The sequence below is a fragment of the Streptomyces sp. NPDC048612 genome (assembly GCF_043199295.1).
In the GTDB taxonomy this organism is placed as follows: Bacteria; Actinomycetota; Actinomycetes; order Streptomycetales; family Streptomycetaceae; genus Streptomyces.
Map to the genome: position 1 here is coordinate 238,944 of NZ_JBICVV010000002.1, position 21,089 is coordinate 260,032.

Below are 21,089 nucleotides of genomic sequence, written 5' to 3' on the forward strand. Positions count from 1 at the left end.
TCCCCGTCAGATCTCGCCTTTGGGCGTGCGAGGCTTGGGGGCAGTGATCTTGAAGGTGATCCAGACGGTCTTGCCGATGCCGTGCTGCTCGTCCACGCCCCACCCATCGGACAGTTCGTCCACCAGGAGCAGGCCGCGACCCGAGGTGTCATCAAGGCGCGGATGCTGCCGATGCGGCCGGTCCGCATCCTGATCGTGGACCTCCAGCCGAACCACCGATCCGCTGATGGCTAGCCGTGCCCGAAATCCGAAGCTGGGCGGGCCTGCATGTACGAGCGCATTGGTGGCGACCTCTGACAGGCACAGACACACGTCATCGAGGCGGTCCCGGACTCCCCAAGCCGACAGAGCCTCGACGGCGAACTTCCGTGCCTCACTCACGGACGAGCCGTGTGGAGAGAAGGTCCGCTCGCGCCGCAGGGGCGGGCCGCTGTCGCTCCAAGTCGCCTCCGCGCTCCGAATCCCGGTACGGGGCTCTGCCTGTCGCCACATCGCGCTGTCTCCTGCTGCTGGCATTGCCGGAACACCACCTCGTCGCTCGCCTTCAGGGCGGGCATCGAGCCTGACGTCCAAGCGGCACGCCTCACCACGACATGAGTGCCGACGTCTGATTCGGGCTTGGCGAAGTGGACGACATGGGTACCGTCACGTTGCCGCCGTCTCCACCGTCATCTCCTCGCACACGGCAGCTCTTACTCCCGTATGGCGGCATTGCGGGGCTACCGTCGAACCGACGAGCCGACCGGAACCCATCGGGGGATTGATGGCTCAAAGGCCCACTCTTCTACGGACATTGATCACCAGGCGCCACTGGCAGGTGTTCGAGACCTTCAAGCTTCACTTCGAGCGCACTGCCAACGAACTCGCCGAACAGGACCGTGATCCGATGCTTGTCGGCCTGACGGTGTCCAAGCGGCAGTTTGAGCGGTGGTACGGGGGCGAGGTGAAGACCCGCCCCTACCCGGCCTTGTGCCGGGTACTGGAGGCAATGTTCCGATATCCCGTCGACGTCCTGCTCGGTCCAGCGGGCGAGGGCGGTGCCGCAGTCGATGCCGCTCCCCAACTTCGGCTCGTCATGCCGACACCGTCGCCGTCGCCCTCGCTCGAACCCAGCGAAGGGGACAGCGGCTTCGACGGCATCGAGTTCACCAACAGACCCGTTCCAGGCGACAGCGCCGGCCGGGACACGTTAGAGAGGCAGGTCGCCATGGCAGCTCGTCGTGCATTCCGCTTCAGCGCGATGGCAGAAGGCAGCAACGTCGGCCCCGAGACCCTGGACGAGCTACACCAGGAGGTACGTCGTCTCGCCGCCGCCTATCCACGGCTGCCACTTGTCCCACTCCTAGGAGACCTCGTCGAAATCCAGGACCTCTCCTTCCGCTTCCTCGAACACGGCCATGTCCGCCCTGGCCAGGCCCGCGAGTTGTACCTGCTCTCCGCCATCACCTCCGGCATGCTCGCCAAGGCCAGCCACGACCTCGGCGACCCGCGATCGGCGATGACACAGGCCCGGACCGCCTACGTGTGCGCGGACAACGCCGACCACCACGCCATGCGCGCCTGGGTCCGCGGCCTGCAATCCCTGATCGCCTACTGGGACGGCCGACACCAGGAAGCCTCCAAATACGCTGCCCTCGGCATCTCCCAGGTGGCAGGCGTAACCGGCACCAGCGCCGTATGGCTGTCTTGCTTGCAAGCCCGTGCCGGAGCCGCACTCGGCGATGTGGCAGCCGTACGGGAATCCCTCGCAGATGCTGAACGGGCCCGCGATGCGGCGTCCCCCGACGACCTGGACGAGTTCGGCGGCATCATGACCTTCCCCGTACCACGCCAGCTCTACTACGCCGCCGACGCCACCGCCTGGCTGCCGAACACCCCCGAGGCGGAGCATCAGGCTGAAGCGGCCGTCGCCGCCTACCGCCAAGCGGAACCCGAAGAATGGGCATTCGGTGACCAGGCCGGCGCCCACACCGACCTTGCCCTCGCCCGCATCCACGCCGGAAGCCTCGACGGTGTCGATGAGGCCATGCGGCCCGTTCTCGACCTGTCCGCCGATCAGCGCATCAACGGCATCGTTGCCTCGGTGCGGCAGGTCCACACCGCGCTGCGTGATCCCCGGTGGCTCACCGCACCCGAGGCCCGCGTGGCACGGGAGGAAATCGAGGCGTTCACCGCGGCCCCCGTCGCCGCCCTGCCCAGGTAACACCGCCCACGAGTAGGGTCCCCAGCATGCACCCGGTCGACATCGCAGGCCCCCGGCTCCAATTGCGCGAACTCACCAGCGACGACGTGGACGCCGTACACGCCATCTACGGCGACGCCGAGGCCACCCGCCACCTGAGCTTCGAACCCCGAACCCGTGAACAGGTCGGGGAGATCGTCGCCCGCTCCATCGCCTCTTCCGGGGAGCAGCCCCGCACCGAATACGCCCTTGGCGTGATCCGCCAAGAGCAAAGGGATCTGGTGGGCTTCGCCCGCCTGGCGCTCGACCCACACGCCCAGAAGGCCGCCACCATCGGCTTTGCCCTGCGCCCCCACACATGGGGAGCGGGCCTGGGCACCGAAACCGTTCACCTCATGTGCGACCTCGGCTTCAATCACCTTGGCCTGCACCGCATCTGGGCCGCTCGCGCACCGCTGAACTCCGCCTCCGCCAAGACCCTGCTACGCGCCGGCATGACGGAGGAAGGCCGCATTCGGGAGCACGTGTTCGTACGAGGAGCGTGGAGGGACTCGATCACGTACTCGGTCCTGGACCACGAATGGCGGGAGTCAGACGGATCCGCGACGACCAAGGGATGACAGTCACCACGCCGTGACCAAGCGCAGAGCGCCCACCGGCTATGACCGACGCATGCGGTCATAGCCGATGCATCAGCACCGCGTTCGGTCCACCTCGTATCGGGTCAGCAGATCCACGGAGGCGCTCGGCTTCATCCCCTGGACCAAGGCATGGGCTCGGGGCGGCGATACCACCACCAAGCCTTCTGCGCCGAACCAGCTGTCGGCTCATCATGGCCATCGACGATGACGTGCTCTTCGTCGTCGACCGTCAACTCTTGATAGAGGCTGTCAACCTTGTCGAGGTAGCGCTTGTACAGCGTGGCCACGTTCTCCGGGAGTTGGCGCAGATACCCTTCGATGTCATCGCGATATCCGAGCACTTCCCGGTAGAACTCCACGGGGTACCAACCAGATGGCTCCCAGTCATTCTCGGCGCGTCGAGAAAGCTTTTCCCACGCCCCCAGGTATGACTTGGCGATGCGTGCCACCTCGGCAACCTCAGCTGTGATGGTCAAACCATCCGCTTCGCCGCCGGCCCCCTTCAGCGACTGGAGGGATTCCGCAAATGAATCGGCCAGAGGTGTAGCAATCTTCTGCTCACGCACTACTTCCGGAAGGTTCATCACAGGAACATCCGGCAAGCCATCAACAAATGCCTCAACGGCTGCGACTGTGAATGTTGGCTCGTCATCGTCTGACTCGCTCAGCCGGGCCCGTGTTGTCAGCCCCTCTGGGGTAACCAACCAGTGAGCGCTCATGGCGCTCTCCTGAGGAGGGTACAATACGGACGTGCCAAGCATGCTCGCGAGCGCTGCGGAGAATTCGGCTTCTGGAGGCTGCTGCCCCACCGAGTCCTGAGCGTAGATATCCAGGGATAGCGACACGTTGCCCAGGACGCGCGAGTATTCGCAGGACGCCAGGGCATCCCAGTTGCGGTCCTCTTGGTCGCCATCAGCGTCGGCAACATCCACTTCTCTCAATTGAACTCGGAAGATCGCAGCGAGAGCTTCAGCCATGACGCCCGGGTCACAGCTATCAACGAGGAAAAGGTTGTACGTCATGGTGTGTAAGTCCCGTTGTAGATGGCCATGGCCTTTTCGACGACTTCCGGGTTGTTGACGAAGCGAGGGTTACGCGTCAGTTGCGGAGCCGCCGAGAGATCCCCCTTAGCCTTTACGATCTGCGATAGCGCCGCATACTCATTCCGGTCCATTTCCACAAACCCTGGACCCTTGGCAGGGTATACGGTCCCGTTCTCATGGACACCGTAAGTGCGACCGTTGATCTCATAACGCTCACCGTCCGGCAGCCAGGTCGCCTTCCCTTCAGCGATGCCGGCGATATCCTTCTCGACCTCCTGAGAATATCCCGGGAGGATGATGGTGTTCTCTTCTTTGATGTTCTTACCCGCTCGACCTGCGCCACCAATGGTATGCCGATCGTTTGGCCGCTTGAGTGTTTTCCCGGCCGCAGGTCCCTTTATATTGCCTAAGGTTTCCCAGCCACTGGCCTTGGGAGTTCCGGAGGCTCCCCCACCGCTGCCCTCTGTGTTGCGCATCAAGGGGCGCCCGGTCGGGCCGACAGGGCCGACTGGCCCCTCGCCGGCCATCACGAGGCGCGGGCCACCCACATCCAGCTTCATCTTGCCGAAGGCGTTCTTGAAGCCGCCAGCGTCGCCTATAGCCTTCGCGGCGCGGCCCGCGCCGCCCAGGGCGCCCCCCAGCAAGACCCCAGTGGCTCCGGCCTGCTTGATCTCATCTAGGTTGATGCCCTTCTGGTCCCCCAGAAGGTTGCGGCCGCCCTGGGCGACGACCACGTCGACGGTGATGGCTTCGATGCCGCCGATGGCGGCAGTGGCCAGGACCGTTCCGGCGATCTCGGTGACGGTGGCAGAAACGGCGATGCCCGCCGTACTCGCTGCGGCGACGATCGCTTCGGTGGCGCCGACTGCCGCGAGCTCGGTGATACCGCCGGTGAAGACGGCCAGGGCCGTACCGACGACCAGAACCGCGCCGGCGATCTCCAGCTCGTGCTCGATCTTCTTCTTGGCCTCGGCGACCTGGTCCGCGTACTTGTCCAGGGCCTTGGCCATGTCGCGGGCGGCGCTGGCCACGTCGTCGAGGTAGCCCTTGCCGCCGCCGTGGTACTTGCGCCAGAACCCCCCGAACGCCTCGATCGACTTGCCCTTGTTGTTGTCGATGACGTCCTGGGCCTTCTTGTGGCAGGCGGCCGTGCAGTCCTCGACATCGTCCGCGTACGTACGCCAAGCGCGGGCGGCTTCTCGGAGTTCGTCCTCGTCCCCCTCCGGCCACCACATGCCGGTGAGGTCCTGGACGATCTCCTTGGCCTTGTCGGCAGCGCCCATCACTTACCGCCCTCGAAGCCGGACTTGGCCGACTGGTCAGCGTCTTCGTGGTTGGCGGCCATGTCGTTCACGGCCTTGGTGATGCTGGACAGGCCCTTGACAAGGGCTGCGGCTGCCTTCGCGATCTGTGCCTGGTGCGGGGCGTAGGCGTGCTCGAACTTCTTGCCCTGCTCGTCACCGCCCCACGGCTCCCCCAGTCCGCTCAGTGTGTGGCGAAGCTTGGTTGTCGCCCGTTCCAGGGCAACAGACTCTCGGTGGAACGTTGGAGCGGCGGACTTGAGTTGGTCGGTGTCTATGTCAAAGCCGTCGCCAGCCATACCGTGCCTCCCCGTTGGCCGTGTACTCGTAACCCGTCGCGAGCCGCCGACAATGCGTCGGCTCACAGATAGCGACCCTCGCATACGGCACTGACAATCGCCCTGGTGGGAGCGGGTTTCAGCCACGGCAGGACGCTGCCCGAGTAGTGGCAGGGCAAGACCGCAGCCCCCTACCAGGCGGGTTCCAGCAGGGGGCGATTCGCCGAGCGCACGTCCAACCGCTCGTTGCACGACCGCAGCAGAGCCACAGTCGTACAGCGGCGTGTTGGACAGCTAGCGACGCGGGCGACGCTGCTGCGCGGCCGGTGCCGTAGTTGCCACTCCTGGCTGGGCGAAGTCAGGCCCGAGGGGCGGGTGTGGAGCCGCGGTAATGGTGCGGAGGCGGGCTGCTGCGGCGCGGCGGTTGGGGATGGGGTTGCGTCCGGTGTGCTGGATGCGGGTGATCAGGACGCGGGCGGGTTGGCGGGCGGTGGCCAGTTCGCGCTGGGCGGCTGCTTCTTTGAGGAGTTGGTGGGGTTTGTGGCCGCGGGCTTCGGCGTCGGCGAGGACGGTGGCGAGGGCCGGCCAGCCGGTGTCGGTGAGGATCCGCGCGGCGTGGTCGGGGATGGCGGCTCGTACGTCGCTGGCCAGGGTGCGGCGGGTCTCCTCCTTCGGCTGGCGTTGCACGAGGTCTGTGAGTTCCGGGGTGAGAGCGCGGTCGGCGGCGGTCCGAAGGTGCTGGAGAGCTTGGCGGGCGGCATCGGCTTGGTGTGCGTGGCCCTTGGCCTCATGCCAGCGTCCCGCGACGATTGCGGCCCAGACGAGCGCTGCGACCAGGGCAGCGAGGGCGCTGCCGTCGGGGCCGGTGGCGGTGTGGGCGATGTCGCGGGCCGCGTTACGCAGAGCATGGGCAGCTCGGTCTTCTGCCCGGATCTGGGAGCGCTGGGCCCGTGCGAACGCCTTCGAGGCGGCTTGCAGTTCAGCGCGCAGGTCGGTGGGCGCTGTCTGGGCGGTGGTTTCGATCAGTTCTCCGAGGGCGGTGATGTGCGCCTGGGCTCGTGCGTCGTAGGCAAGGTCGGTGTGGAGACTGTCGAGGGCGTCAGTTGCTCGGTGCCAGGGGGTGCTGGGCTGGGCGCGGCGGGCGGTGGGGTGCTCTTCGGGCTGGCTGTATTCGAGGCGGGCCTTGATCTTGGGAAGGGAGAGGTCGGGGGCGATCTTTCCGCCGGGGTGGAAGATCTGTTCGTCGTCCTTGTTGAGGTCGCCGGGGCGGCCGACGGCGTAGCCGAGGAGGTCGCCGGAGGGTCCCCGCTTGGCCTTGACTCGGAGGCCCTCGGCTTCGAGGTAGGCGAGGAGTTCTTCGGCGCTTGTGGCGTGTGGGATGGCGGCGCGGATGCGGTCCTGGAGCCAGTCCTTGCTGGTCTGTTCCCAGCCGAGGCGCTGGGCTTTGTGCATTTCGGCCTGGGTGGGGCGTCGGGTGTTGGTGCGGTCGCCCTTCTTCAGGCGGCGCAGACCGTAGTCCTTCTCGATCTCGCGGCATGCGTCGCCGACGCGTATGCCGCTGTCGTGGAGTTTGGGGCGTCGGCCGTCTTCGCGGACGGTGGTGGCGAGGATGTGGATGTGGTCGTCGGCGTGGCGTACGGCGATCCAGCGGCAGGCCAGGTCATCACCGGCAGGGGCGATGCCGGCCGCGGCGACGACGCGCTGGGCGATCTCGCTCCATTCGGTGTCGGAGAGGTAGCGGTCTTCGGGGGCGGCGCGGACGGGGCAGTGCCAGACGTGGTCGGTGACAGGCTTGCCGAACTCGCTGTTGCGCAGGCGGACGGGCTCGTCGAGGTGGCGGGCGAGTTCGGTGAGGGTGGCCGTCTCGTCGCGGCCGGGGTCGGGCATGCCGAGCATCGCGAAGCCGGCCACGATGTGCGGGTCGAAGTGTTCGTCGTGGGTTCCTCGGCCGTAGAGGTAGGCAAGCAGGCCACGGGTGTTGGCGCCGGGCGCCTTGATGGCGGCGATCATGCGGCAAGGTCCTCCCCCGGGTCGGCAGGCTGGCACAGGGCCTCGGCTATCAGTTCCAGCAGGTGGTGGAGTTCGTCGAGGCGGTGGCGTATGTCGGGTGGGGTGAGGTCACTGTTGAGGGCGCGGGCGATCTGGTTGACGTTGACGCCGATGCGGTTGAGCTGACGCAGGACCTGGGCGCGGAACATGTGCGTGCGGCGGCGATCCTCGGACAGGGGAAGGTTGGCAGTGAACCGGCCGGTGATGAAGGCCAGGACGACATCGGCGGCGAAGCCGGACTCGCCCTTGTAGCCGTGCTCGGTGGCGGCCTCCTGAAGGCCGGCGTGCTCGTCGTCGGTGAACCGCAGTGGGCCCACGCGGACGGTGCGCTTGTTGCCGCTGAAACGACGGATCGTGGGCTGGACGCTCTTCACGGAGGGCTCGCCGGTGGCGCTCTCGGCGGCACGGGCGGGGCGGAGGGTCTCGCGTTGGATGGCGTGGAGCGTGTCCGGGTCGGGGCCACCCTCGGCCCCGACCCCTTGGCCCGGCGTCCCCTGGCGCTGGGCCGTCTCTGCCACCCCTGGGGCGGAGATCCCCGAAGGCCGGCCTTGAGTCGGACTCGGGGTACTACTGGCTCCGCCAGGGGCAATCCATCCGAATGCCCGCCGCAAAAGGCCCATCGCTCCAGGGGACTTCGTCAGCAGCCGTGGCTCGTTGTGAGTGGCCTCGGCGTGGTGTGGGTCGTGCGTCATGGGTGGCTCTCCGGAAGGTGCGAGTGGGGCAGGCGGGCTGACGAGGAAGGGCAGGCAGAGTCCAGGCGGTCCACGGCCCCCTCCACAGGTGTGGATGACCAAGCGGTGAGGGGGCGGTGACCGGTGGCGGGGTGACCGGAAGGGTTCCGGTCACCCCATGGGGCGAGCGGTCAGTCCCTATCGGGACCGGTGCCGGAAGCGGCTTCGAGCTCGCGTCGAAGGACTTCCATCACCTCGGTCAGCCGTTCCCCGCTGACCGTCAGTCCCTTGGCCCGTACAGCCTTTTGGACAATGTCTCGGGTGGCTTTGCCCTGCTCTGCAGCGGAGATCCGACCGATCTCCACGAGTTCGTCGACCGTGGCCCCAGCTGGGCGGCCCCCACGTGGCTTGCTGTCCGATTCCCGGAGCTGAGGTTCCGACGACCGGGCGGAACTGCCAGCCGGTGGCTCAGTGGCACGGACAGCAGCACTGGTCGCTGACTCCGGCCCCTCATCCAACGCCGGTCCCATTCGGCCGATCGGCCGGTCGACCAGCTGGTGGATCTGCCGCATCAGGACGCCGAAGGCCAGCAGCGCGGCGGTCGGGGGTACGGCAGCGACCACATAGTCGAGCAGGGGCTTCGCTCCGGGCCCGCCGGCCCCGCTGACCCCGGCTATGTTCAGCGCGATGGAACCGATCGATCCGGTGGCCGTGAGGGCGATGGCCCACCCATCGGTGAGCCGCCGCAGGCCCGCGCGGAGCATCAGCAACTCTCCCGCGACGATGAACGCATCCAACGTCGCGGGCCAGGCCCATTGGCGTACGGGGGAACTCTTGAGCCCGTGCTGCCCAGCGACCTCGGCAAGGTGCGCGTAGGAGAGCCAGAACCCACCGGCAGTCAGGGCGACGATGACGGTTCCCGCCGCGACGAGCGCATACTGCTCGGCGGTCTGTTTGGTCATCACCTGCTTCCCTCCTGGCCTAAAAGCGCGGCTCCCACCGGTGTCCTGATCGGTGTGGTCGGCGAGTGGTGCGAGGGTGGTCAAGCGGGGTTCTCCTGTGGTGGTGGCGTGGTCCGTCTTGGCCGTCTTGGCCGTTGAAACCGCAGGTCAGGGTGAGTACGGCACAGGTGCTGGCGTTCCGTCTCGGCGGCGGTGCCGACGTATTGCGGCACCGCCGCCCTCGGGTTGGAGCGTGGGGGCGGCAGTGGACGGGGCGGATCCGTCTTCCGTCTTGGCCGAAGCTCCTGTGACCTGCGGCGATACGGCAGGGACGCCTAGGACGGCGCAAGACGGAGGTGGGAGACGTCCTGGCGGTCAGCGCGCCGTTGGTCATCGCGTTGCCGTCTTGAGCCTGGCTGCCGTCTTACCGACATGCCGTTTGACCTGCGGGATCACGGCAGGGACGGCAAGGACGGCAACCGGAGGGGCGGGGCTCAGCCCGAGCTGGGCGTGGGACCGGCGTCGACCGGGTGCACAGTGGGGCAGTAGCGCCGCCACGCGTCGAGGAACTTGTTGCGCATGTAGCCCTTGAGCTGCCTTCCGTCGGCCATGCGCACGTTGCCGGGCCGAATGTCGAAGTCGCGCAGCATCCTGCTGAGCTCTCGGGCCGTTAGGCCGTCACGTCCCCGCTCCGCCCACGGGGCTTCGGCGTCTTGGCGCAGGTGGTGGAGGAGGTCCCCTGTGGACAGGCTGTCCACCTCACGCTGGGCGAAGAAGACCCGGCGGATGTCGGCGAGGATTCGTGCACCACTGGGGTGGTCCTCCTCGGCCGCCACTTCGGCATTGACCATCCGCACGCAGGCGACCCGCGCCAGCCGGGGCCAGCGACCGCCTGCCAGATCGGCGACGATCACCAGGGGCTCCCACGTGTCTGCGGCGCGGTCTTCGACCGGCATGTCCGGCTCCAGGTTCGCGGCCTCCTCCAGCAGCGGCCTGGCCCACGCGTGGATGCGGTCGCGTATCTCGTGCAGGGCGGGGATGTCGCGGCGGGAGCGGAAGGGCCGGACCTTCTCGCCCTCGGCCCGGCGCCGCATGCGGATCACCACCGAACGGTCCATGACCGTGTCAGGCAGGTCACCGATTCCCGCGATGGCCGCCATGGCGAAGGTGGCGAACTTGTGCGGGGTGTGGTCGTTGCCGACGACTCGGGTGACGTACCGGCCGCGCTGATGACCGGCGTTGAGCAGGCCACGCGTCTCCTCGTTCTTCTCCGCCACCTTCGGGCCGAAGATGGTGTCGGCCTCGTCCACCAGCAGCGTCGGCGGCTCCTCCTCATTGATCGAGCGGAAGATGGCCGCCGGTGTGGTGTTGATGGTCAACATCGGCTCGTGGACCGTCTCGGTCAGCACGTCCAGCAGCCGCGACTTGCCGCAGCGCTTCGCCGGGCCCACCACCGCCAGGCGCGGGGCGTGCTGCCACGCGGGCTGGAGATGCGTCGCCGCCACCCAGAGAGTGATCGCGTCCAGCGCCTCCGGTGAGGGTGGGATGACGAACTGCGATATCTGGGCGCGTAGTTCGTCCAGCAGCTTCGAGCCAGCTGTCGGCTCTGCGTCGGGTATAGCCTCCAGCCCGCTCGCCGCATCCGCATCGTCGGCGCTGCATCCGGCCGCACCCTCGCTCGGGTCCGCCGAGGCGCTGTCGGCCTCCGCAGCACGCAGGTGGGCGCCGGGCTGACCGGGGATGGCCGTGGCGGGCCAGCCCGCTCGGGCGGGGGCGGAATAGGACTCGGGGTTCTCGGGTTGCACTGGGCGGCTCCTCGTCTGGCGGTGTCGGGCTTGCACGCCCCTGTCGCCGGGTCGGTTCTCATGGGATTGCTGGGGAGCCTTGGGGCCTCCGGCGTTGCACCGCCGGAGGCTCTCCCCCTTCTCGCGGGCGTCTCGGTACCGCGAGCGACCACGGACAGTACGTCCACGCCACGCCACAGTCCAGCGTTTCTGTGTCAGCTCAGCGCAGAAGCGCCTGCTACGCACCAGCCGCTTCACGCTGCCAGCCCCAGCAGGGCCAACAGGTCCGCCGTCACCACCCGGTAGGCATTGCCGAGTCGCAGCACCTTGCACGGGTACTGATCACGCTTGGCGAGCTCGTATCCCTTGCTCCGCCCCAGCCCCAAAGCTCGGTTGCCTGTCTCCAGGTCAACGGCGGCGGGAAGCTCCAGAAGCTCCTCGCGGCTCATCCCCTTCGCTCGCCCACCAGCTTCGTTCTCGCGCATGCGCGCTCCATCCACGACTGAGCCCTCGGCGAACGCGACCATCGCGCCCGTCTCCAGGTCACGAAATCGACGTTAGGCGAGCTAATGTGTCTACATGACACAACGTCGTAGCGACCATGGATACGAGAAGGCCGACGACGAGGACGACGTCCTTGAGTGGGTGGACCAGGTCATGGCCACCGTGGCCGACGAGGTCCGTAGACGACGGAAGGAACTGGGGTGGAGCGCACAGGACTTGGCCGACAAGTGCGAGGAGATCGGCCACTCGATCCCCCGCAACGTGATCGCCAACATGGAGTCCGGACGCCGCTCCAACCTGCCCTTGGTCGACGTCATGGTGTTGGCCGAGGCGCTGAACACCCCACCCATCTGCCTCATCTATCCCGTCGGCTACGTCGACGGTGTGCAGCGGCTCCCGCTTCAGCACCCCACCTCCCCCGTGAACGCCCTGCGCTGGTTCACCGGGGAGGAGACGGACCTCGGCGTGGACGACGACATGCTCCGCTACTTCCGCGCCCACCACGCCGCCGAGGAGCAACTGCAGAGCGCGCGACGAGATGAGGAGTACGCGCGCTACCACGCCGAGACCGCCCCGAACGCCGACCGAAAGGCCGAGGCCCTCCGCGCTCAGGCTCGTGCCGCCGAGGTGGCTGACGGCGCCGCGAACCGTCTGCGCAGGATCCGCGCCTTCATCCGGGAAGAGGGCGTCACGCCTCCATTCCTGTGGCCCGACCTTGCCGCCGCAATCGATTCACCCGGGAGCGATCCCGATATCACCGAGGAGAATGATCTTTGAAGGGCTCCACCTATCGCCGCTGCTCCTGCCGCGACCCGAAGACCGGCAAGGAACTCGGCACCTCCTGCCCCAAGCGCAACAGCAGGAACCACTGCACCTACTCCATACGCCAGGAGCTCTCGCCCCGTGAGGACGGCAGCCGGCGCTCGTTCGCCCGTGGCGGGTACAGCAGCCTCAAGTCGGCCCAGGCCGACCTCGACCACGTACGCGCTCTCCTTGGACTCGCCGAGTCGGACGACCCCGAAGGCACGGAACTCATCGCCGAGATGCTGGCGGAGGTCAGCCGCGAGCGGTCGCCTCTGCCTGACGTCGAGGAGACGAGGCGGCGCCTGAACGCCGGCCAGGACCTCATCGGCAGCCTGACGGTGAGCGAGTGGCTCGACCGGTGGCTGGCCGGTAAGCGCATACGCAAGTCCGGCCTCAACCGCTACGAGACCGACATTCGCGTGCACTTGAAGCCGCGCATCGGAAACCGGCGGCTGGACCGGCTGCGCGTCAGCCACCTCAGCGAGATGTTCACGGACATCCGCGACGCCAACGCCCAGATCCTGGAGGACAACGCCCAGCGGCGAGCCGCGATCGACGAGCTGGCGGCCGTACCGTGGAAGGGCGTGGAGAACCGTGCTCGTCGCAAGGCGATGAAGGCCGCGATCGACGAGATGCCGCGCTTCCGTCGCATCACCGGCCCCGCCACGCGTCAGCATGTCAAGGCCACTCTTCGCGCGGCCTTGAACGACGCGATCGGGCAGCAGATCATCACGTTCAACCCGGCCGCCCACGTCGAGATCGATCCCGCACGCAAGCCCAAGGCGCTCGTGTGGACGGACGAGCGGGTTGCCAAGTGGGAGCAGACGGGCGAGAAGCCGTCGCCGGTGATGGTCTGGACGCCCCAGCAGACCGGCACCTTCCTCGACTTCGTCGCCGAGGACCACCTGTACGCGATGTGGCACCTGATCGCCTTCCGCGGCCTGCGCCGTGGCGAGGCGTGCGGGCAGCCGTGGTCGGAGACGAACCTCGACACCCACTCCCTCACCGTCTCCTCCCAACTCGTGCAGGACGGATGGGAGATCGAGGCGTCCGATCCCAAGACGGACAGCGGGTATCGCGTGGTCGCGCTCGACGACGACACCGTCGATGTCCTGAAGCGGCACCGCGAGCGGCAGGAAGCGGACCGCGCGGAGTGGGGCTCGGCCTGGATCGAGACCGGCCACGTCTTCACTCAGGAAGACGGCTCCTGGCTCCACCCGGGCAAGGTGACCGACCTCTTCGAGCGCCTCGTCGCCGCCTCCGGCCTCCCGCCGATCCGTCTGCATGACCTGCGCCACGGCGCAGCAACGCTCATGCTGGCCGCCGACATCGACATCAAGATCGTGTCGGACACCCTCGGGCACAGTGACACCCGCATCACGCGGGACATCTACCAGAGCGTCCTGCCCCAGGTCGGCAAGAGCGCCGCCGAGGCGACGGCGAAGCTGGTGCCGCTTCAGCGCAAGGCCGAGGTGGAGAAGGCGGCACGCAAGGCGGCGAAGAAGGAGAAGGCCAAGAAGGCCGCGGCGAAGAACGCCGGCAAGGGCAAGGGCGGCAAGCCGAAGAACAAGGCAAAGCCCAGCCCAAGGCCGACAAGAAGACCGAGCTCCGGAAGCCCAAGAAGTAGGTCGCCGAGCGGCTCCGCTCACGCATCGCTCACGCAAGTCATCCCACGGCACCACGGCCGTGTGACGCGTCATGCCCCGAGCAACGCAAAAGGCCAGGTCACGGGCTATGTGACCTGGCCTTTTTACTGAGCCGCCTTCGGGATTCGAACCCGAGACCTACGCATTACGAGTGCGTTGCTCTGGCCAACTGAGCTAAGGCGGCTTGGTGCGCGGCCCAGTCTACACATTGTGGAGGGGTGCTCTGTAACCGGTTGAGGGGCTGGCCAGGGGGCGGCGGGGCGGGAGGGGGTGGGTGTGGTGTGGGTCACTTGCAGTGGGTGCCCTTTGGGGGGACGGTGCCCTTGAGGAGGTAGTTGTTGATGGCTCGGTCGATGCAGGTGCTGCCGCGGCCGTAGGCGGTGTGGCCGTCGCCGTCGTAGGTGAGGAGGGTGGCGCTGGAGAGCTGGGCGGCGAGGGCCTTGGCCCAGGTGTAGGGGGTGGCAGGGTCGCGGGTGGTGCCGACGACGAGGATCGGGGCGGCGCCCTCGGCCTCGATGCGGTGGGTCGTGCCGGTGGGCTTGACCGGCCAGTACGCGCAGTTCAGGGCGGCCCAGGCGAAGTTTTCGCCGAAGACCGGGGAGGCCTTGCGGAAACTGGGCAGGGCGGCGCGGACCTGGCCGGGGCCGTTGAAGGCCGAGGCGAGGTCGAGGCAGTTGACGGCGGGGTTGGCGTACATCTGGTTGGCGTAGGTGCCGTTCGGGTCGCGCTCGTAGTAGCTGTCGGAGAGGGTGAGCAGCCCGCGGCCGTTGCCGGCCTCGGCCTGGCCGAGGTAGTCGCGCAGGACGGGCCAGGCGCGCTCGTCGTACATGGCGGCGATGACGCCCGTGGTGGCGAGGGATTCGGTGAGCTTCCGCTCCTCGCCGGTGGCCGCCGGATGGGCGTCCAGCTTCTTGAAGAGGGCGGACAGCTGCCGGCCGGCGTCGTCGACGCTCTTGGTACCGAGCGGGCAGTCCTTGTGCTTGATGCAGTCCGCGGCGAACGCCCGGAAGGCGGTGTTGAAGCCGGCGGTCTGGTCGACGTTGACGGTGCGGGAGTCGAGCACCGGGTTCATGGCGCCGTCCAGGACCATGCGGCCGACGCGGGAGGGGTAGAGGCCGGCGTAGGTCGCGCCGAGGAAGGTGCCGTAGGAGGCGCCCACGAAGTTGAGCTTGTCGTCGTCCAGGACGGCGCGCAGCACGTCCATGTCGCGGGCCGCCTCGATGGTGGAGACGTGCTGGAGCAGCTTGCCGGCGCGGGAGGCGCAGCCCTTGGCGAAGCTGCGGTAGGCGCTGATGAGCTTGTTGACCTCGGCCGGTGAGTCAGGGGTCACGTCGGTCTGGGTGTAGCGGTCCATCTGCTTGTCGGTGAGGCACTCGACCGGTGCGCTGCGGGCCACACCGCGCGGGTCCATCGCCACCATGTCGTAGCGGGCGCGGACCGCGGCGGGCTGGGGCGCGTACTGCTGGAGGTAGTCGATCGCCGAGCCGCCGGGGCCGCCCGGATTGACCAGGAGGGAGCCGATCCGGCTGCCGGGGCCGGTGGCCTTCTTGCGGGCCACCGCGAGCTTGAGGTCGGTGTCCGCGCTGGGCTTGGCGTAGTCGAGGGGTGCCTTCATCGTCGCGCACTCGAAGTCCGCCACCCCACAGGAATGCCAGCTCAGCTTCTGGTCGTAATACGGACGCAGACCGGACGGGGTGGCGGCCGGCAGGGGCGCGAGGGAGGCGTCCTCGGCGGGCCGCTGGACGCCGGCCTCCGTTCCGCCGCCCGGGGACGCCTCACCGCCGGCGGACGAACTCCCCGAGGAGCAGCCGGAGATCAGCAGAGCGGTGGCCGCGAGGAGGGCGGCAGAGGTGCGGAGCAGGCGGCTGGTGGCCATGGGCGGTCCCTTGGTCTCGGTCCCTGGAACGTGGAGTGCCGTGAAGGGGAGTGGAGTGGAGCGCGGTGTCGGTCCCTGGAGGTGGAGGGCGGGGTGGGCGGTGGCCAGGCCGGGGGGGGCGACCAGTGGCCGTGGAGGGCAGGACGGCGGCGACCTGTGGTGGCGACCGGTGGCCGTAGCGGCGGGCGATGGATCGGCGGGAGGCGGTGGGGGTCGTGGAGGGCGGAAGGCGCTGGGGTCGTGGAGGGCAGGGATGGACGGAATGGGCGGCGAGTAACGACCCGCCCACGGAGAGTATCCAGCTAAGAGCGTGCTGTCTGCGGCTCCTGTGGATAACGGGCCGGTGCCGCGAAGAGCGGCGGGTCGCCCCAGGGCGGGAGGGGTCAGCCGGCCCGGAGGGCCACCGTCATCGCCTCGACCGCGAGGAGGGGGGCCACGTTGCGGTCCAGGGCCTCGCGGCAGGCGATGACGGCTTCTATGCGGCGGAGGGTGCGCTCCGGGGTGGAGGCGGTGGCGATGCGCTGGACGCTGTCGCGTACCTCGTCATTGGCGAGGGGGACGGACGCGCCCATCTGGAGGGCGAGGACGTCGCGGTAGAAGCCGGTGAGGTCGACCAGGGCCAGATCGAGGCTGTCGCGCTGGGTACGGGTCGAGCGGCGCTTCTGCTTGTCCTGGAGTTCCTTCATGGCACCGGCCGTGCCGCGCGGCAGGCGTCCGCCGGTGCCGGCCGCGGCGCCGAGCGCGGCGCGCAGTTCCTCGGTCTCCTTGGTGTCGACCTCCTCGGCGACCTGCTTGGCGTCCTCCCCCGCGGCGTCGATCAGCTCCTGGGCGGCCTTGAGGCAGCCGCCGATGTCGTCGACGCGGAGCGGGAGTTTGAGGACGGCCGCCCGGCGGGACCGGGCGCGCTCGTCGGTGGCGAGGCGGCGGGCCCGGTCGATGTGCCCCTGGGTGGCGCGGGCGGCCCTGGCGGCGGCCTCCGGCTCGATGCCGTCCCGCCGGACGAGGACGTCGGCGACCGCGTCGACCGGCGGCGTCCGCAGTGAGAGCAGCCGGCAGCGGGAGCGGATGGTGGGGAGGACGTCCTCCACGGAGGGGGTGCAGAGCAGCCAGACCGTACGGGGCGCGGGCTCCTCGACGGCCTTGAGGAGGACGTTGCCGGCGCCTTCGGTGAGGCGGTCGGCGTCCTCCAGGACGATCACCTGCCAGCGGCCGCCGGACGGGGAGAGCGAGGACCGGCGGACCAGGTCGCGGGTCTCCTTGACGCCGATGGACAGCAGGTCCGTACGGACGATCTCGACGTCGGCGTGGGTGCCGATGAGGGCCGTGTGGCAGCCGTCGCAGAAGCCGCAGCCGGGGGCGCCGCCGAGGGCCCGGTCCGGGCTGACGCACTGGAGGGCGGCGGCGAAGGCGCGGGCCGCGGTGGCACGGCCGGAGCCGGGCGGGCCCGTGAACAGCCAGGCGTGCGTCATCTGGGAGGTGCCGGCGTCGTCCGCGCGCTCACCGGGCGCCTGCTCCTGCCCCGTCTGCTGCGCGGTGACGAAGGCGTCCGCATCGCGCGCGGCCGCGGCCAGCGTCGCCGTCACCCGCTCCTGGCCGACCACGTCGTCCCATACCGCCATCGCTGTCCGCCGTTCCTTCCGTGCCGTCCTGCCCGTGCCGCCGCGGAGGGCGGGTGCGTCCGGCCCGCGCACCGCGCAGTGCTCCGCGCCCGACCCATTGTGGTGCAACCCACTGACAAACGAATCCGGACGCCGGCGCCCGGCGGCCGGACGGCCCGCTCCGACGGGCGGAAAACGGCCGTGGGGGGCGCCCGGGCGCGGGGGGCCCCCCCCCGGGGGGCGGGGGGGGGGGGGGGCCGGCGGGGCGGCCCCCCCCCCCCGCCCCCCCCGGCCCCCCCCCGGGCGGGGCCCCCCGCGCCCCCCCCCCCCCCACGGCCGGTCGTACGAGGTGTCGCGGTCTCCGCTAGCGCCGTCCCCGGCCGCCGCGACGGCCGTTCCCGCCCCGGCCGCCGTCCGCGTCCTCGTCGTCGTGCGAACCGAGGAGTTCGTCGGCGAGCGTGGGCAGATCGTCCAGCGGGGTCTCCTCCGCCCATTCGGGGCGGCGGCGCTGCGGGGGCTCCACGGGGTGGCCGGTCGCCGGGTCGATCTGCGGGAGTTCGCGGGTGCGCTCGGTGCGCGACTCCGCGGGCACGGACGCCGCGCCGTTCCTCCCGGAGGCCTCCGGGGTCTCCTTACGGAACATCCACGGCGGCACCCGGTCGGCGGGATCGCCGCTCCGCCGGTCCCCACCGCGCGCGTCCTCGCTCCGTACGGGCGGCAGCACGGCGGTCTCCTCCGGGTCAGCGCCGGTGTCCAGGCCGCGCCAGGGGTCCTGCCTGTCCTGCACCGAAGGCAGCACCGCGGTCTCGTCCGCCGCACGGGAGACCCCGTTGTCCGGCGCCGCGGGCCGCGGCAGCGACTCCTCGGTCCGCTCGCTGTCCGAGCCGGAACCGGAGGCCGGGGCCGCGTCCTCGGGCGCGCTCTCGCCGAGCCGCTTCCGCAGGTCCGCGACGTAGGTCTCCGCCGTGGGCGCGTCGGCCGCCTCCGCCGCCTCGGCCGCGGCTTTGGCCTCCGCCGCAGCAGCCGCCTCGGCCGCCGCCTTCCGCGCCTCCTCGGCGCGCACCAGTGCCGCCTCGGCCTTGCGCTGCTTCTCCAGGCGGCGCTCCTCGGCCTCCTTGCGGAGCCGCGCCTCCTCCTCGTGCTGCTGGCGCAGCCGCTCCTGCTCGGCCTGGCGGGCGCGTTCCTCCGCCTCGCGGCGGGCGCGCTCCGCTTCTGCGGCCAGTCGGGCCTCCTCGGCGCGCTTACGGGCCTCCTCGGCCTGCCGGGCCTCCTCGCGGGCCCGCGCCTCCTCTGCCTCGACGCGCTTGCGCTCCTCCTCCTCGGCGCGCAGCTTGGCGAGCTGCTCCTGGCGTTCCTGCTCCAGGCGCTCCTCCTCCGCCTTGCGCGCGGCCTCCTCCTCGGCCTTGCGGCGGGCCTCCTCCTCGGCGGCCTTACGGGCCTCGGCCTGTGCCTGCACCTCGGCCTCGGACAGCGGGAGCACCTGGTCGAGGCGGTGCCGTACGACGGTGGTGACGGCTTCCGGTTCCTGGCCGGCGTCGACGACCAGATAGCGCGCGGGGTCGGCGGCGGCCAGGGTGAGGAAGCCGGACCGTACCCGCTGGTGGAAGGCGGCGGGCTCGGACTCCAGCCGGTCCGGTGCCTCGGTGAAGCGCTCCCGTGCGGTCTCCGGGGAGATGTCGAGCAGCACCGTCAGATGCGGCACCAGGCCGTCGGTGGCCCAGCGCGAGATCCGGGCGATCTCCGTGGGGGCGAGGTTGCGCCCGGCGCCCTGGTAGGCGACGGAGGAGTCAGTGTACCGGTCGGTGATGACGACCGCGCCGCGCTCCAGGGCGGGCCGGATGACGCTGTTGACGTGCTCGGCGCGGTCGGCGGCGAACATCAGCGCCTCGGCGCGATCCGAGAGCCCGGACGTCGAGACGTCGAGGATGATCGACCGCAGCCGCTTGCCGATGGCGGTGGCGCCCGGCTCGCGGGTCACCACAACCTCGTGGCCCTTGCCGCGAATCCACTCCGCCAGCGCCTCGACCTGGGTGGACTTGCCGGCGCCGTCGCCGCCCTCCAGGGCGATGAAGAAGCCGGTGGGGGCGGGCGCCTGCACCGGGTCGCCGCCGCGCAGCGCCTCCCGCAGGTCACGCCGCAGCGGGATGCCCTGCCGGTCGTCGGCCTTGCCGAGCACCAGCGCGGCGACCGGCAGCAGCAGCGCACCGGTCAGCATCAGGGTGTAGGCGGCGCCGCCGTAGGCGAAGTTGAAGGCCCCGTCGCCGAGGTGGTGCGGGCCGATGACGGCCGCGAGCAGCGGCGCGACGATGGCGGCCAGCGCGATGGAGAGACGGACGACGGCCTGCAGATGCTCGGTCGTACGGGCGGTGCGGGACTCCTCCGACTCCTGGTCCAGCAGGACATGCCCCGTATTGGCCGCGACTCCGGCGCTGACACCGGCCAGCAGCCCGAGCACCAGCACCGTCGTCGGGTCCGGGACCAGGCCCATGGCCAGCAGCGCGAGGCCGGTGGCGGCCACCGCGAGGGCGAGCAGCCGGCGCCGGGAGAGCGTGGGCAGCACCCGCTGGGCGCCGCGGATGCCGACGGCCGTACCGCCGGTCAGCGCGAGGACCAGCAGCGCGAAGGTGGCCGGGCCGCCGGCCAGGTCGTAGCCGTGCAGGACGGCGAGCGAGACGGCCGCGGCGAGGGCTCCGGCCACCGCGGCGCAGGCCGCCACCAGCAGCGGGATCGCGCCCGTACGGCCCTTGTCGGCGGCCGGCCGGGCCGCGTCGTGCGCGTCCTTCTCGTCCTGGGGCCGGCCGGACTTCGCTGCCGCGGACTTCGGCCGGCGCAGCCCCTCCAGGGGGGAGCGCGGCCGCGGCGTCGGCACACCGGGGAACTCGATGAAGTAGAGGATCGACACGGAGGCGGCGAACAGCCCGGCGGCCACATAGGAGCCGAGGGCGGCCTGGTGGAGGTGGAACCAGTCGATGCCGGTGCCCAGCAGCTTGCTGATGAGGGTGACGACCACCAGGGCGGCGGCCGCGATCGGCAGCGAGACGAAGGCGGTGCGCAGCGAGAGGCGGCGCAGGGCGTCCATGTTGTCGGGCAGCGGGCGGACCGCGGCGCCCTCGGGGGGCGGGGCGGGCAGCAGGCCGGGGGCGGCGCTCTCCCGTGCGACGGTCCAGAAGCGCTCGGCGACACCGGTGACGAAGACCGTGACCAGCAGCCAGGCCAGCGCGTTGCCGGGCGTCCAGTCGATCCAGAGGGGCGCGATGACCAGCAGCGCGAGCCGCAGCACATCCGCGCCGATCATCGTCCAGCGCCGGTCCAGCGGGCCGGCCGGCGCCGTCAGCGCGGACAGCGGGCCCAGCAGGACGGCTCCGAAGAGCAGCATCGCCAGCATCCGGGCCGCGAAGACCACGGTGACCGCGAGGGCGGCTCCCCGATAACCGCCGCCGAAGACGGCCTCGCCGCCCAGGGGGACGTACAACGCCGCCTGGAGGGCGAGCAGTACGAGGACAAGCATGGACAGGGCATCGCCGATGCCCCCGACGAATTGGGCGCTCCACAGTCGCTTCAGTGGGGGGAAGCGGAGCAGGGCGCGCACGGCGCGCTCGCGGGAATCCGCCGCTAGGGCGCCTGATGTGGGGGTCACGACCGTTGGCTGCTCGGCACGCGTCATCTCGCCAGCCTATCGATACGGCGCGGAGCGTCGAGCGCCTGCCCGAACAAAGGGGCGGGCCCGACGGAACATGTCCGTCGGGCCCACCCCTTGACCTGCGGTTCCGC

Annotated in this window: 16 protein-coding genes and 1 tRNA gene; 4 read left to right on the forward strand and 13 right to left on the reverse strand. The window is 69.9% G+C overall.

The annotated features are described in order from the left end of the window. Positions 1–6: 6 nt before the first annotated feature. On the reverse strand, positions 7–381 hold the full coding sequence (locus tag ACGFN2_RS04350; protein ID WP_393357441.1) for an ATP-binding protein: 375 nt from the start codon (positions 379–381) through the stop codon (positions 7–9). A 436-nt stretch (positions 382–817) separates the two neighbouring features. Between ACGFN2_RS04350 and ACGFN2_RS04355 the strand changes: the two genes are divergently transcribed. Together ACGFN2_RS04355 and ACGFN2_RS04360 are read left to right on the forward strand one after the other, a co-directional pair. Beyond that, on the forward strand, positions 818–2,203 hold the full coding sequence (locus ACGFN2_RS04355) for a hypothetical protein (RefSeq protein ID WP_393357443.1): 1,386 nt from the start codon (positions 818–820) through the stop codon (positions 2,201–2,203). Positions 2,204–2,229: 26 nt separating this feature from the next. Continuing rightward, the gene (locus ACGFN2_RS04360) at positions 2,230–2,802 is read left to right on the forward strand and encodes a GNAT family N-acetyltransferase (protein ID WP_393357445.1); all 573 of its coding nucleotides are present in this window, start codon (positions 2,230–2,232) and stop codon (positions 2,800–2,802) included. A gap of 131 nt (positions 2,803–2,933) precedes the next feature. Here the strand turns inward: ACGFN2_RS04360 and ACGFN2_RS04365 are convergent, their stop codons facing one another. The 8 genes from ACGFN2_RS04365 to ACGFN2_RS04400 form a co-directional block, all read right to left on the reverse strand. Beyond that, on the reverse strand, positions 2,934–3,845 hold the full coding sequence (locus ACGFN2_RS04365) for a hypothetical protein (RefSeq protein ID WP_393357447.1): 912 nt from the start codon (positions 3,843–3,845) through the stop codon (positions 2,934–2,936). Continuing rightward, complete coding sequence (locus ACGFN2_RS04370) at positions 3,842–5,149, reverse strand: WXG100 family type VII secretion target (RefSeq protein WP_393357449.1); 1,308 nt, start codon at positions 5,147–5,149, stop codon at positions 3,842–3,844. The genes ACGFN2_RS04365 and ACGFN2_RS04370 overlap by 4 nt, the downstream gene beginning before the upstream one ends. Then, the gene (locus ACGFN2_RS04375) at positions 5,149–5,466 is read right to left on the reverse strand and encodes a WXG100 family type VII secretion target (RefSeq protein WP_393357451.1); all 318 of its coding nucleotides are present in this window, start codon (positions 5,464–5,466) and stop codon (positions 5,149–5,151) included. The genes ACGFN2_RS04370 and ACGFN2_RS04375 overlap by 1 nt, the downstream gene beginning before the upstream one ends. Positions 5,467–5,739: 273 nt before the next feature. Beyond that, on the reverse strand, positions 5,740–7,455 hold the full coding sequence (locus ACGFN2_RS04380; RefSeq protein WP_393357453.1) for a relaxase/mobilization nuclease domain-containing protein: 1,716 nt from the start codon (positions 7,453–7,455) through the stop codon (positions 5,740–5,742). Continuing rightward, positions 7,452–8,012, reverse strand: a complete 561-nt coding sequence (locus ACGFN2_RS04385; protein WP_393357455.1) for a MobC family plasmid mobilization relaxosome protein — start codon at positions 8,010–8,012, stop codon at positions 7,452–7,454. The genes ACGFN2_RS04380 and ACGFN2_RS04385 overlap by 4 nt, the downstream gene beginning before the upstream one ends. 344 nt (positions 8,013–8,356) lie before the next feature. Then, positions 8,357–9,127 carry a DUF2637 domain-containing protein gene (locus tag ACGFN2_RS04390; protein WP_393357457.1) on the reverse strand — a complete coding sequence of 257 codons (771 nt, stop codon included), beginning with the start codon at positions 9,125–9,127 and terminating at the stop codon, positions 8,357–8,359. A gap of 473 nt (positions 9,128–9,600) precedes the next feature. Continuing rightward, positions 9,601–10,911, reverse strand: a complete 1,311-nt coding sequence (locus tag ACGFN2_RS04395; protein WP_393357459.1) for a DUF3631 domain-containing protein — start codon at positions 10,909–10,911, stop codon at positions 9,601–9,603. A gap of 233 nt (positions 10,912–11,144) precedes the next feature. After that, entirely contained in the window at positions 11,145–11,375 is a 231-nt protein-coding gene (locus ACGFN2_RS04400; protein ID WP_168480677.1) for a hypothetical protein, read from the reverse strand. A gap of 94 nt (positions 11,376–11,469) precedes the next feature. Between ACGFN2_RS04400 and ACGFN2_RS04405 the strand changes: the two genes are divergently transcribed. Both ACGFN2_RS04405 and ACGFN2_RS04410 read left to right on the forward strand, forming a co-directional pair. Then, positions 11,470–12,171 carry a helix-turn-helix transcriptional regulator gene (locus ACGFN2_RS04405; RefSeq protein ID WP_359824043.1) on the forward strand — a complete coding sequence of 234 codons (702 nt, stop codon included), beginning with the start codon at positions 11,470–11,472 and terminating at the stop codon, positions 12,169–12,171. Further along, positions 12,168–13,955, forward strand: coding sequence for a tyrosine-type recombinase/integrase (locus tag ACGFN2_RS04410; RefSeq protein ID WP_393357461.1), 1,788 nt, complete (start codon positions 12,168–12,170; stop codon positions 13,953–13,955). The genes ACGFN2_RS04405 and ACGFN2_RS04410 overlap by 4 nt, the downstream gene beginning before the upstream one ends. On the opposite strand, the gene ACGFN2_RS04415 is transcribed toward ACGFN2_RS04410, so the two are convergent. The 4 genes from ACGFN2_RS04415 to tmk all read right to left on the reverse strand — a co-directional run bounded on the left by ACGFN2_RS04415 (position 13,955) and on the right by tmk (position 20,982). Next, a tRNA-Thr gene (locus ACGFN2_RS04415) sits at positions 13,955–14,028 on the reverse strand. The two genes, ACGFN2_RS04410 and ACGFN2_RS04415, sit on opposite strands and share 1 nt — an antisense overlap. 102 nt (positions 14,029–14,130) lie before the next feature. Further along, positions 14,131–15,720, reverse strand: coding sequence for an alpha/beta hydrolase (locus tag ACGFN2_RS04420; RefSeq protein ID WP_393357463.1), 1,590 nt, complete (start codon positions 15,718–15,720; stop codon positions 14,131–14,133). A 383-nt stretch (positions 15,721–16,103) separates the two neighbouring features. Further along, positions 16,104–17,339, reverse strand: a complete 1,236-nt coding sequence (locus ACGFN2_RS04425) for a DNA polymerase III subunit delta' (protein WP_362603252.1) — start codon at positions 17,337–17,339, stop codon at positions 16,104–16,106. Between the two features lie 343 nt (positions 17,340–17,682). Continuing rightward, positions 17,683–20,982, reverse strand: coding sequence for a dTMP kinase (gene tmk / locus ACGFN2_RS04430; RefSeq protein ID WP_393357466.1), 3,300 nt, complete (start codon positions 20,980–20,982; stop codon positions 17,683–17,685). Positions 20,983–21,089 lie beyond the last annotated feature (107 nt).